Origin of the sequence: Kribbella sp. NPDC023972 (assembly GCF_040639075.1) — a bacterium.
Classification (GTDB): Bacteria; Actinomycetota; Actinomycetes; order Propionibacteriales; family Kribbellaceae; genus Kribbella.
The window spans coordinates 47,785-60,232 of record NZ_JBEZZH010000002.1 but is presented as its reverse complement, the minus strand read 5'-3'; the positions used below and the strand labels follow the sequence as shown (position 1 = coordinate 60,232).

9 protein-coding genes are annotated in these 12,448 nt (G+C 67.8%); 7 read left to right on the top strand and 2 right to left on the bottom strand.

Features of this window, described 5'->3' with window-relative positions:
- Positions 1-59 precede the first annotated feature (59 nt).
- A complete protein-coding gene (locus AB0F43_RS09580; RefSeq protein WP_360473203.1) occupies positions 60-2,363 on the bottom strand; it encodes a sodium-translocating pyrophosphatase in 2,304 nt (767 codons plus the stop codon).
- A 214-nt stretch (positions 2,364-2,577) separates the two neighbouring features.
- Entirely contained in the window at positions 2,578-2,907 is a 330-nt protein-coding gene (locus AB0F43_RS09575) for an STAS domain-containing protein (protein WP_360474489.1), read from the bottom strand.
- A gap of 192 nt (positions 2,908-3,099) precedes the next feature.
- Here AB0F43_RS09575 and AB0F43_RS09570 point away from each other — a divergent pair, with 192 nt between their 5' ends.
- The 7 genes from AB0F43_RS09570 to AB0F43_RS09540 all read left to right on the top strand — a co-directional run bounded on the left by AB0F43_RS09570 (position 3,100) and on the right by AB0F43_RS09540 (position 12,418).
- The gene (locus tag AB0F43_RS09570; protein WP_360473201.1) at positions 3,100-5,409 is read left to right on the top strand and encodes a DEAD/DEAH box helicase; all 2,310 of its coding nucleotides are present in this window, start codon (positions 3,100-3,102) and stop codon (positions 5,407-5,409) included.
- 36 nt (positions 5,410-5,445) lie between these two features.
- Positions 5,446-5,823 carry a hypothetical protein gene (locus AB0F43_RS09565; RefSeq protein ID WP_360473199.1) on the top strand — a complete coding sequence of 126 codons (378 nt, stop codon included), beginning with the start codon at positions 5,446-5,448 and terminating at the stop codon, positions 5,821-5,823.
- Between the two features lie 888 nt (positions 5,824-6,711).
- Positions 6,712-8,133 carry an extracellular solute-binding protein gene (locus tag AB0F43_RS09560; protein ID WP_360473197.1) on the top strand — a complete coding sequence of 474 codons (1,422 nt, stop codon included), beginning with the start codon at positions 6,712-6,714 and terminating at the stop codon, positions 8,131-8,133.
- Positions 8,133-9,125 (top strand): sugar ABC transporter permease, encoded by a 993-nt coding sequence (locus AB0F43_RS09555; protein WP_360473195.1) that lies wholly within the window; start codon positions 8,133-8,135, stop codon positions 9,123-9,125. Before AB0F43_RS09560 ends, AB0F43_RS09555 begins: the two co-directional genes overlap by 1 nt.
- An 82-nt stretch (positions 9,126-9,207) precedes the next feature.
- The gene (locus AB0F43_RS09550; protein ID WP_360473194.1) at positions 9,208-10,029 is read left to right on the top strand and encodes a carbohydrate ABC transporter permease; all 822 of its coding nucleotides are present in this window, start codon (positions 9,208-9,210) and stop codon (positions 10,027-10,029) included.
- Complete coding sequence (locus AB0F43_RS09545) at positions 10,029-11,171, top strand: ABC transporter ATP-binding protein (protein ID WP_360473192.1); 1,143 nt, start codon at positions 10,029-10,031, stop codon at positions 11,169-11,171. The genes AB0F43_RS09550 and AB0F43_RS09545 overlap by 1 nt, the downstream gene beginning before the upstream one ends.
- Positions 11,171-12,418, top strand: a complete 1,248-nt coding sequence (locus AB0F43_RS09540) for a CehA/McbA family metallohydrolase (RefSeq protein ID WP_360473190.1) — start codon at positions 11,171-11,173, stop codon at positions 12,416-12,418. Before AB0F43_RS09545 ends, AB0F43_RS09540 begins: the two co-directional genes overlap by 1 nt.
- The last annotated feature ends 30 nt before the right edge of the window (positions 12,419-12,448 follow it).

Sequence of the window (12,448 nt, the reverse complement as noted above, 5' to 3'; positions counted from 1 at the left end):
TCCGGGTCCATGCGAAACGGCCCGCCGGATCAACCGGCGGGCCGTTCTGCTTGCCTGGATCAGGCGGCGGCGTTCACCTCGGCCGGAGTGTCGGCGATGACCGACTCACGACGCTTGGAGACGATGACGGCCGCGACCAGGATGACGACCGCGACGACGGCGATGCCGATCCGCAGCGGGGTGTTGGTGTCCTCGCCGATCGCCGACATACCGACGACGGCCGGGGCGATCAGCACCGAGACCAGGTTCATCACCTTGATCAGCGGGTTGATGGCCGGGCCGGCGGTGTCCTTGAACGGGTCACCGACGGTGTCACCGATGACGGTGGCCTCGTGCGCGGGCGAACCCTTGCCGCCGTGGTGGCCGTCCTCGACCAGCTTCTTCGCGTTGTCCCAGGCGCCACCGGAGTTGGCCAGGAAGACCGCCATCAGGGTGCCGGACGCGATCGCACCGGCCAGGTAGCCGGCCAGTGCCGAGGCGCCGAGGCCGAAGCCGACGGCGATCGGGGCCAGGATCGCGAGCAGACCCGGGGTGGCCAGCTCACGCAGCGAGTCGCGGGTGCAGATGTCCACGACCTTGCCGTACTCCGGCTTGCCGGTGCCCTCCATGATCCCGGGGATGTCGCGGAACTGGCGACGTACCTCGTAGACGACCGCACCGGCGGCGCGGCCGACGGCGTTGATCGCGAGACCGGAGAACATGAACACGACGGCGGCGCCGATGATGATGCCGACCAGGGTGGACGGGTCGAAGACCAGCGCGTCCGCGTTGAACGCCGCGTCGCCCGCGTCGTTGAGCACCGCGTAGATCGAGTCGGTGTAGGAACCGAACAGCGCGGTCGCGGCCAGCACCGCGGTCGCGATCGCGATGCCCTTGGTGATCGCCTTGGTGGTGTTGCCGACGGCGTCCAGCTCGGTCAGGATCTGGGCCGCCTCGCCGTCCACGTCACCGGACATCTCGGCGATGCCCTGGGCGTTGTCGGAGACCGGGCCGAAGGTGTCCATCGCGACGATGACGCCGACGGTGGTGAGCAGACCACAACCGGCCAGCGCGATCGCGAACAGTGCGACGACACCCGAGCCGCCGACCAGGAACGCGCCGTACACGGCGGCCGCGATCACCAGCGCGGTGTACACGGCGGACTCGAAGCCGACCGAGATACCGGACAGGATGACGGTCGCGGCGCCGGTCAGCGAGGTCTTGCCGACGTCCTTGACCGGCTTGTCCTCAGTGCCGGTGAAGTAGCCGGTCAGGGCCAGGATGACCGCGGCCAGCACGATGCCGATGAGCACCGACACGGTCGCGATCAGTCGCGGGTCGCCGTCGTGGGCGGCGATCGCCTCGGTCGCCCCGGTCAGGTCGCCGAAGCTGCTCGGCAGGTAGACGAAGGCGGCCACCGTACACAGCACCGCCGAGATGACCGCGGAGATGTAGAAGGCCCGGTTGATCGTGCGCAGGCCGTTCTCGCCGGTGCGCGGGCGGGTCAGGAAGACGCCGATGACCGCGGTGACGGCACCGATGGCCGGCACGATCAGCGGGAAGATCAGGCCCTGCTCGCCGAAGGCGGCCTTGCCCAGGATCAGCGAGGCCACCAGCATCACGGCGTACGACTCGAACAGGTCGGCCGCCATACCGGCGCAGTCACCCACGTTGTCACCGACGTTGTCGGCGATGGTGGCCGCGTTGCGCGGGTCGTCCTCGGGGATGTTCTGCTCGACCTTGCCGACCAGGTCGGCGCCGACGTCGGCGGCCTTGGTGAAGATACCGCCGCCGACACGCATGAACATGGCGAGCATCGCGGCGCCGAAACCGAAGCCCTCGAGCACGGTCGGGGCGTCACCCTTGAACAGCAGGACGACGACCGCGGCGCCGAGCAGGCCGAAACCGACCGTCGCCATACCGACGGTGCCGCCGGTCCGGAACGCGACCCGCATCGCCGGGTCGCGGCCCTCGTGCCGGGCCGCCGCGGCCACCCGCACGTTGGCGCGCGTCGCGAGCCACATGCCCAGGTAGCCGATCAGGGCGGAGAAGCCCGCACCGACCAGGAAGAAGACGGACCGGAAGATCTTCAGCGTGGTCTCGTTGCCGCTGTCGCTGTGCGCGGGCAGCAGGAACAGCAGCAGAAATGCGATCACGGCGAAGATCGACAGGGTGCGGAACTGCCGGTTCAGGTACGCCGAGGCGCCTTCCTGAACCGCCGCGGCGATCGTCTTCATGTTCTCGGTGCCATCGTTCGCGGCAAGCACCTGGCCCCGGAAGACCATCGCAATGGCGACCGCGAGGATCGCGATCACTCCGACGACGATCACCAGTGTGGTGTTGCTCGACGAAAGATCCACCGCTTGTGCAAGCAGCGCGGACATCCGTCCTCCTTGTAGGCAACCCATCCGTGCTTGACGGCCCCCGTCTGCCGCAACCGAAGGGTTGGGGAAATACGACACAGCGCCAATGACTGGCGCGGTGGGTCACTCTAACGGGTATTCGACCAGACCTGACGACAGGGTGGTCTACGCCATACCCGGTGGATCAGGCAAGAGCATCACTCTTCGTAGCTGTGCGGATACCTTTTCGCTTGGCTCAGATCGCGGACTCGACATCCGGATGGATGTCGAAGACCTTGGTCAGGCCGGTGATCCGGAAGATCTTCAGCAGCCGTTCCTGGGTGCAGACCAGGGACAGGGATCCGTCGTGGGTACGCACCCGTTTCAGTCCGCCGACGAGAACGCCGAGACCGGTGGAGTCCAGGAACTCCACGCGTTCCAGGTCGATCACCAGGTGATGGACACCTTCGTCGACGAGCGCGGCGATCTTCTCGCGGAGCTTCGGTGCGGTGTAGACGTCGATCTCCCCCGCCACCTCGATGACGGTCCGCCCGCCCTCGGCGCGCGCGTTGAGCGACAGATCCACTTCGGCCTCCGATCCCGTGAACTGCTGCATTCAACCATGTACGGACCGTGAGTAGGGCCGTCTCCGAAAACTCTTTCATCTCGTTACACCCGAAGTCGATCTTCGTGCCGAAAAAGCTGCGTGCATCCGCACTTGCACGGGAAGGACTGGACCGGAACACCACTGTCCGAGGGCATAACTAAGCTCAGGGTTATGCGTGCAGGTGGTGAGGCGGCGGTCGTGCTGAAGCGCCTTGCCGTGGGTAGGGACGACCGGCTCACCCACGTCGAGTCCGTGCCGGCCCGCGCCGGGCAGACATGTGCCTGGCCCCGGTGGGTCCCGGCCGAGGTTCTCAGCCAACTCGCGGACGCCGGCATCACCGCACCATGGACTCACCAGGTCGCCACGGCGGAAGCGGCGTACGCCGGGAAGCATGTCGTGGTCGCGACCGGGACAGCGTCGGGCAAGTCGCTCGGTTACCTGCTGCCCGCCTTTGCCACCTTGAGCATCGCGCAGGCCGCCTCACCGCATCGACGGACGGCGTCTGTTCTGTACTTGTCTCCCACGAAGGCTCTGGCGCATGACCAGCTCCGCGCGGTCTCGTCGTACACGGTGCCCGGGCTGCGGGCGACGACGCTGGACGGTGACTCGGAACGCACCGAACGCGACTGGGCCCGCGACCACGCGACGTACGTGCTGAGCAACCCGGACATGCTGCACCGTTCGGTCCTGCCGAATCACCAGCGCTGGGCTCGCTTCCTCGGCTGCTTGCAGTACGTCGTGGTCGACGAGTGCCACCACTACCGCGGTGTGTTCGGCGCGCACGTGGCCGGCGTGCTGCGGCGGCTGCGTCGGGTCTGCGCCCAGTACGGCGCCCACCCGATCTTCGTCTGCGCATCGGCCACAGTCGCTGAGCCGGCAGTGTCCGGTGAGCGGCTGACCGGCCTGCCGATGGTGGAGGTGATCGAGGACGGCTCTCCGCGGGGCGGCATCGCCTTCGGCTTGTGGGAGCCGCCCATGACCTCACTGCGCGGTGAGAACGGCGCTCCGGTACGACGCTCTGCCACAGCCGAGGTGGCCGACCTGCTGACCGACCTGGTCGTTACTGGTGTCAGGACAGTGGCCTTCGTCCGGTCGAGGCGTGGCGCCGAGACAGTCGCCATGACAGCCCGGGAGAACCTGGCCGAGGTAGACCCTGCGCTGGCCGAGCAGGTGTCGGCGTACCGGGCGGGCTATCTGCCAGAGGAGCGCCGACGGCTTGAAGGCATGCTGCAGAGCGGTGAGCTGACCGGAGTCGCCGCGACGAATGCGCTGGAGCTTGGCATCGACATCGCCGGCCTGGACGCCGTACTGCTGTCTGGCTGGCCTGGCACCCGGGCATCGCTGTGGCAGCAGGCCGGGCGTGCTGGACGCGCAGGTGGCGACGCACTGGCTTTGCTGGTCGCGCGCGACGACCCGCTCGACACCTATCTGGTCCGACATCCGGCCGCGATCTTCGGACGTCCTGTCGAGGCGACGGTGTTCAACCCGGAGAACCCGTATGTCCTCGGCCCCCAGCTTTGCGCCGCCGCCCAGGAGCTCCCACTGACCGCAGCGGACTACCAGATCTTCGGCAGTACGACGCCGACAGTCATCGCGCAGCTCGTCCGTCAGGGCCTGCTGCGGGAGCGGCCGCACGGCTGGTTCTGGACGCGGCGGGAGCGGGCAGTGGACGCCATCGACATCCGCTCGGCTGGTGGCAAGACAGTGCAGATCGTGGAGGACCAGACCGGCCGGCTGCTCGGCACAGTCGACGGCGGCTCGGCGCACTCGTCGGTCCACGAGGGCGCGGTCTACGTGCATGCCGGCGAGTCCTACCTGGTGAAGACCCTCGACCTCGAGGGGTACGCCGCCGTCGTGGAGCCGGCCGCCCCCGACTACACCACTTTCGCCCGGGACGTGACCGAGATCAGCATCCTGGCGACCGAGGAGACGTGCTCCTGGGGTACGGCGGAGCTGTCGCGCGGCTGGGTCCAGGTGACGAGCCAGGTGGTTTCGTTCCAGCGCAAGCTGATCGCGACTGGCGACGTACTGGATGAGCAGCCGCTCGACCTGCCCGTGCGGACGCTGCGGACCAAAGCGGTCTGGTGGACGATGCCCGACACCACCGTGGCCGCGCTCGGGCTGTACGACGTACCAGGCGCGGCGCACGCGGCCGAGCACGCCTCGATCGGCCTTTTGCCGCTGTTCGCCACCTGCGACCGCTGGGACATCGGCGGCGTCTCCACCGCCCGGCACGCCGACACCGGCCGCCTCACCGTCTTCGTGTACGACGGCCACCCGGGCGGCGCCGGCTTCGCCGAGCACGGGTACGCCGCGGCGCGTGAGTGGTTGACTGCGACACGTGAGGCGATTGCACACTGTGAATGCGTGGATGGATGCCCGTCGTGCGTACAGTCGCCCAAATGTGGGAACCAGAACAACCCACTGGACAAGAGCGGCGCGGTGGCGCTGCTCACCGCACTACTCAGCAGTGAGGCCTGAACAGCCAGCCACCCGGCTGGCAGAGAGCAGCTCACCATGGCCGTCCTCGGAATCGTCCTGATCGTCCTCGCCGTCCTGTTCGGCCTCGGGGTCTCGGTGTCGTCGTCCGCGTCCACCACGATGGAAGTCTTCGGCGTCGACTTCGGGATGTCGTTGGCAACCGTCTTCTTCCTCGGCGCGCTGGCCGGAGCCACACTGCTCCTCGGGCTCTGGCTGACCAAGAAGGGGCTCGGCCGCGGCTATCGCCGCCACAAGGAGATGCGCGAACTCCGCGCGCACGCCACGCCCGAGGTTACTCAGAGTGACGCCGGCTCGGGGCAAACCGCAGACCGCGACGAGGCGCCCGCCGCCGACCATCCGGCGACCGAACGCCACCCGGTCGACAACACCACTGACACGAAACAAACCCACTGAACACACTGTTGCTCAGGGCATCAACTAGCTCAGAGCTGTGTCCGCGTATCCAGAGATTGCCGCAACCTCTCGATCACCGCACAGCCTCCGCAGGGTCGGGCACGACGATCCCGCAGCACGATTTCGATGCCCTGAGCAACGACTTGGCGCATGGGGAAGGCCAAGCAGGCACAGCCGACCGGAGCATGGCCGCGTCCGGCTCACTGATCCGAAGGAGGATCCTCAGCCACACAGAGGCCAGCCGGCCCCGACATCGTCGGGGCCGGCTGGCCTTCTCATCCTTCGGTGATCGACACTCCTTCAGTTGTGGGTCTGGTGAGGTCTTCGGTCCGGAACCGGTGCTCGGGTCCGATCGCCGCGGATCCCCGCTGCTTGCGCGTCAGCGGGAGCCTCGCGTCGGGGTCACCGTCCGGACGTCTCGTCCGCGGCCGTCACCAGGCGGCCAGGGCTGTCATCACCAGAAGTGATGGTGGCAGTGCCAGAGCAGGTCGTCGAGAAGGCAAGCCAGTCCGTGCAACAGCATGTCTTTCACCTCCGATCCACTGAACCGATCGGCAGGGACGTTACCGGCTGTTGTCACGTTATGTATCTAGTCAGATACCGGTTGCTACAGAACCTTGAGCTCACTTTAACCCTTTCGCAACGCCCCCGCCCGAACCTGATTTGACGCCGCGGCCGGATCACCGATAACCGTCCGCGGCTTGAGAGTGGGCCCCTGGAAGGGTTTTTCGCGTACGACGTTGCCTGCAGCCCCCAACCGGTTGCCGGCGGCACGGGGGACAGGCTGACAACGTTTTCCGGGCGGTTGGGTAAAAGTCTTCACATAGTCGCCAAGGAGTGCCAATCTTTGACGGGCACTCGCTGCACCGACCCGCAAGGAGACCCCTGATGCGATCACTGAGGCTGTACTCATCCGCAGCCCTGGGCGCCGCGGCTCTCGCGCTGCTCACCGGCTGTCTCGGCTCGTCCGACACCGGCGGCGACCAGGACGCGAACCGCAACGCCGAGGCCAAGCAGGTGGAGCTGACCATCGGCTCGAACGCGGTCAAGGGCGGCAAGAGCAGCGCCGGCGCCACCTTCATCGAGGACGTCCTGATCCCGAAGTTCGTCGCCGAGCAGAAGGGCAAGGGCGTCGACGTCACGGTCAAGTTCCAGGGCGACGGCTCCGACGACGAGGTCTACAAGCAGAAACTGTCGCTGGACCTGTCGAACAAGTCCGGCCCGGACCTGATCCAGATCGACGGTATCTGGGTCGGCGAGTTCGCCCAGGCCGGCTACATCAAACCGCTCACCGACACCGTCGGCGACACCGGCAAGGTGGACGACTGGGACGGCTGGAAGCAGATCCCGGAGGCGGTCCAGCAGCTCGGCAGCTTCGACGGCAAGCGGTACGGCGTCCCCGGCGGGACCGACGGCCGGGTGCTGTTCTTCAACAAGAAGCTGTTCCAGCAGGCGGGACTGCCGGCCGACTGGCAGCCGAAGTCGTGGGACGACATCATCTCCGCCGGCCAGGCGCTGAAGAAGGTGCCCGGCGTCACCCCGATCCAGATCAACGCCGGTACGGCGATGGGCGAGGCGACCACGATGCAGGGTGTGCTGCCGCTGCTGGTGGGAACCGGCGCGACCGTCTACTCCGACAGCAAGTGGCTCGGCGACACCCCGCAGCTGCGCCAGGTGCTCGACTTCTACCGCCAGATCTACTCGACCGGCCTCGGCGACCCGGTGCTGCAGCGCGAGGCCAAGGGCCGGGACAAGTCGTTCGCCCAGTTCGCCGCCAACAAGATCGGCATCCTGCTGGAGAGCGACTACTTCTGGCGCAGCGTGGTGGAGCCGAAGGAGGGCGTCGCCAAGATGGCCGACCGGGACACCGCCGTCGGTTACGCGCTGATCCCGGCCAGCAAGCCGGGCGGTGGCGTGAAGGGCCAGGACTTCGTCTCGATGTCCGGTGGCGGCGCGACCGTGATCAACCCGAACACGAAGTTCCCGCAGCAGGCCTGGGAACTGCTGCAGTTCATGAACTCCGCCGAGATGGTGAAGGAGTCCCTGAACGGCGCGGCCAAGATCACCCAGCGCACCGACGTCAACACCGAGGTGCTGGCCAGTGACCCGATGCTGAACTTCGTCGCCACCAAGGTGCTGCCGATCACGCAGTACCGTCCGGGCCTGGCGGAGTACCCGAAGGTCTCGGCCAACCTGCAGCAGGCGACCGCGGACGTGGTCGGCGGGAAGACCACCGACGCCGCGGCGGCGGCGTACCAGAAGGCTGTCGAGGCCGCGGCCGGCAGCAAGGACAAGGTCGCCAGCAACTGATGACGTCTGCTTCCGCACCTGTGTCAGTCAACCCGGCCCAGGAACGTGCTCCGGCCGGGCAGGGCGGCCCGGCCGGGCGTGGTCCGGCGAGTGAGCGTGGTCCGGCGGGTCGGCGTGGTCCGGCAGTCGACGTCGCAGGGCTCGGTGTCGGCCGGGCGCTGGCTTTCGTCGCGCCGGCGCTGCTGCTGATCGGGGCGTTCCTGGTCTTCCCGGCGGTCTGGACCATCTACATCGGCGTCACCAACTACCGGCTCACCGGTGTCGAGGCGGTGTCGCCGTCGATCGTCGGCCTGTCCAACTACACCAAGGCACTGAACGACGCGCTCTTCCACAACGCCCTGTGGCTGACGCTGCTGTTCGTCCTCGGCTCCGCGATCATCGGCCAGAACATCCTCGGCTTCGCCCTGGCCTGGGTGATGCGCCGTACGCGTCCCGTCGTACGCCGTACCGTCGAAGGCCTGGTCCTGCTGGCCTGGATCCTGCCCTCCACGGTGGTCGCGTACCTGTGGGTCGCTTTCTTCGACCGCGACGGCGGCACCCTCAACGGCATCTTGGGTACGCCGGGGACCGCCTGGCTGATCGACTACCCGATGGCATGCCTGGTGGTGTTCAACACCTGGCGCGGCACGGCGTTCTCGATGATGCTCTACTCCTCCGCGCTGCAGGCCGTCCCGCCATCGCAACTGGAGTCGGCGCGGATGGTCGGCGCATCCGGATGGCAGACGTTGCGGGACGTGGTGTTCCCGCACATCCGGGGTCACGTGCTCACCAACACGCTGCTGATCTCGCTGTGGACAGCGAACGACTTCTCGCCGTTCCTGCTCACCAAGGGCGGGCCGAACCACGAGTCCGAGACGGTGCCCGTCTACATCTACAACGTGGCGTTGCAGGGCGGCGAGCTCGGCTACTCCTCGGCCATCTCGTTCCTGCTGCTGATCGCGAACCTGCTGGTCTCGCTGATCTACCTCCGACTGCTGAGGAGGCGCTCGTGAGGACTGTGCTTTTGGCCGGGCCTTCGGCGCCGGCGGGGTCATGGGGCCTCGCTCCGCTCCTCAGTCCAGGCGGGGAGACCCCATGACCGCGGCCTTCGTCGTACGGCGGATCGGTTTCTACGTGTTGATCTGCGCGATCATGCTGTTCTTCGCGGTCCCGATGCTGTGGATCGCGTCGGCGCCGTTCGACAAGAACCCGGGCCTCGGCGTCCACCGGCCGGACTGGACGCTGGAGAACCTGCGCAAGACCCTCGACCATCCGTACGCGATGCACTCGATGGTCAACTCACTCGTCATCTGCGTGACCGTCGCGGTGGCGGTGACCGCGTTCGCCGCGCTGGCCAGCTACGCGTTGTCGCGGGTCCGGATTCCCGGGCGGGACGCGTTGCTGTACGGGCTGTTGCTGCTGTCCTCGGTCGTCACCGGGACGGCCGCGATGGTGCCGATCTTCGTGATGATCTTCCAGCTCGGCCTGATCGACTCCCGGTTCGGGGTCGCACTGGTGATGACGAGCGGGCTGTTGCCGGCGGCAATCTTCATTCTGAAGGACTTCGTCGACGCGGTGCCGAAGTCGTACGAGGAGTCGGCCCGGGTCTTCGGCGCGTCCACCGGCCAGATCCTGCGCGACGTCGTACTGCCGGTGGCGCGGCCCGGCCTGGCCACCATCATGGTCTGGGCGTTCGTGAACTCCTGGGGCAACTTCCTGGTGCCCTTCCTGCTCATCCGGTCGATCGAGTTGCAGCCCGGTGCGGTGCTGATGCAGACCCTCACCGACGAAGGCGGCAGCGTGAACCTGCAGGTGCTGCCGGTCTTCTCGCTGCTGTTCTCGATCCCGGTCGTCGTGCTGTACCTGCTGGTGAACTCGCGGTACGGGTTCCGTTTCCATGGAGGGATCAAGAGCTGATGGCGGGTATCGACATCGAGGGCCTCGCGACCGTCTACCCGAACGGCGTCCGCGCCGTCGACGGGCTGGACCTGCACGTGGAGGACGGTGAGTTCTTCGCCCTGCTCGGCCCGTCCGGCTGCGGCAAGACCACCCTGTTGCGAACGATCGCGGGCCTCGAGCAAGCAACCGAGGGCACGGTCCGGATCGACGCCGTGGACGTGACGCGCACCGAGCCGGGCAAGCGCGGGGTGGCGATGGTCTTCCAGGACTACGCCCTGTTCCCGCACATGAACGTGTCCGAGAACATCACCTACCCGTTGAAGGTACGCCGGGTTTCCGCGGCGACCCGTACGGCGACAGCGGAACGGACCGCTGGTGAGCTGTCATTGCAGGGGCTGCTCGAACGCAAGCCCGGCCAACTGTCGGGTGGCCAGCAGCAACGGGTCGCTCTGGCCCGCGCGATCGCGTCCCAGGGCAAGGTGCTGCTGCTCGACGAGCCGCTCTCCAACCTGGACGCCCGGTTGCGGCTGGAAGCCCGGACGTTCCTGAAGAAGCTGCAGCGGGACCTGGGCATCACCACCGTCTTCGTCACCCACGACCAGGCCGAGGCGTTGGCCCTGGCGGACCGCATCGCGGTGATGGAGGCCGGCAAACTCCGCCAACTAGGCAGCCCCCGCGAAGTCTTCGCCCGCCCCACCAACACCTTCGTCGCCAACTTCATCGGCTCTACCCCCATGAACCTCCTCCCCGGCACAGTCACCTCCGCCGCCGGCTCACCCTCCGGTGCGAATGGTTCGCGGCCCGGCTCAGACCCCGTCGGCACCGTCTCGGTCGCGGGAGGCTTGTTGCCTGCAGCAACCGGGTCGGCGCCGGTCGGTGCTGAGGTGACGGTTGGCGCGCGGCCCGAGTACCTCACGCTCACCACCGGCGACGTCACCGGACCGTCGCTGCGCGGCCAGGTCGTGGTGGCGGAGAACCTCGGCACCCAGTCCCTTGTGAGCGTGGACTGCGACGGCACGTTGATCGGCGTCACCGTGCCGGAGGAGGACGAGCCGGAGCCTGGTACCACGGTCGTGCTCACGGCACCGGCGTCGCGCGTTCTCCTGTACGACCGCGAGTCGGGCGACCTCCTCGCCCGTCAACCGGCCACAGTAGGCTGATGGCAAACACGTCGTACCGCCGCCACTGGACCCTCGACGACCGCGCCGAATCGGTCTGGCACTCGCTGCCGGTCGACATCCCGGTCGGCTGCCCCGGTCTGCTCGTCACGCTGACCATCCCACCGGTCGACGGCGCCGTCATCGACATCGGCTGCGAAGGTGCCGGCGGTTGGCGCGGGTGGTCCGGCGGCGCACGCCGTACGTTCGCCATCACTCCGACCGCGGCGACACCTGGCTACCTGCCCGGTGACCTCGAGCCAGGCACCTGGTGGGTCGTGATCGGCCTGCACCGCCTCCCTGTCGAAGGCGTCGAGCTCATCGTCGAAGCAGTCACCGGTCCGGTCGACGTAGTCCCAGGTCTGAACGAGTACGCCGACGCCACCGCGGCTATCGCCGTACCGCCTCGTCCTCCACGCCGTACGCTCCCCGCAGCCCCTGGCTTGAAGTGGGTGGCCGGCGACTTCCACGCGCACTCGCTGCACTCCGACGGGTCCACGCCGATCGCCAACCTCGCCGCACTCGGTGTGGTGGCCGGGCTCGACGTACTGGCGATCACCGACCACAACACGGTCGCCCATCATCCCGAGCTGCCTGGGCTCAGCAAGAAGTTCGGCATCGGTTTGATCCCCGGCCAAGAGGTGACCACCGAGTCCGGCCACGCGAACGCGTTCGGCGACATCGGCGTCGTCGACTTCCGCCGTCCGGCTGCCACCTGGGTCACGGAGGTCGCCGCCCGCGGCGGACTGCTCTCCATCAACCACCCACTCGGCGGCGACTGCTCCTGGCGTCACCCCCTGCCGGAACACCCACCACTCGCCGAGATCTGGCACTCCAACTGGCTCGACCACACCTGGGGCGGCCCCATCGCCTGGTGGCAAGCCTGGGGCCTGACCAGTACGACGCCCATCGGCGGGAGCGACTGGCACAACCCGTCCTCCATCACCCCACCCGGCACCCCCACCACCTGGATCGCCGTCGACGCCTCCGCCGAAGGCCCCGACGAGCTCCCCAGAGCCGTCCTGGAAGCCCTCACCGCCGGCCGCACCGCCATCTCCACCTCCTACACCGCTCCCGTCCTCCTCCGCACCGAAGACTCATTCGTAGTCCTGGACGCCCCCAACACCCTCCTCATCTCCCCCGACGGCACCCGCCGCCCCATCCGCACCCCCCACGAAGTCGTCCCGGCCACCGCCGGCCCCCACTACCTCATCACCCACAACGGGCGCCTCCTCTCCCTCTGCGCGTAAGGACCGTCCTCTCGCTCTGCGCCTATGACC

What these genes read in the sequence shown, in the direction of transcription:
- AB0F43_RS09580 (WP_360473203.1), bottom strand. Translation starts at nt 2,363, where the DNA reads ATGTCCGCGCTGCTTGCACAAGCGGTGGATCTTTCGTCGAGCAACACC.
- AB0F43_RS09570 (WP_360473201.1), top strand. Translation starts at nt 3,100, where the DNA reads ATGCGTGCAGGTGGTGAGGCGGCGGTCGTGCTGAAGCGCCTTGCCGTG.
- AB0F43_RS09565 (WP_360473199.1), top strand. Translation starts at nt 5,446, where the DNA reads ATGGCCGTCCTCGGAATCGTCCTGATCGTCCTCGCCGTCCTGTTCGGC.
- AB0F43_RS09560 (WP_360473197.1), top strand. Translation starts at nt 6,712, where the DNA reads ATGCGATCACTGAGGCTGTACTCATCCGCAGCCCTGGGCGCCGCGGCT.
- AB0F43_RS09555 (WP_360473195.1), top strand. Translation starts at nt 8,133, where the DNA reads ATGACGTCTGCTTCCGCACCTGTGTCAGTCAACCCGGCCCAGGAACGT.
- AB0F43_RS09550 (WP_360473194.1), top strand. Translation starts at nt 9,208, where the DNA reads ATGACCGCGGCCTTCGTCGTACGGCGGATCGGTTTCTACGTGTTGATC.
- AB0F43_RS09545 (WP_360473192.1), top strand. Translation starts at nt 10,029, where the DNA reads ATGGCGGGTATCGACATCGAGGGCCTCGCGACCGTCTACCCGAACGGC.
- AB0F43_RS09540 (WP_360473190.1), top strand. Translation starts at nt 11,171, where the DNA reads ATGGCAAACACGTCGTACCGCCGCCACTGGACCCTCGACGACCGCGCC.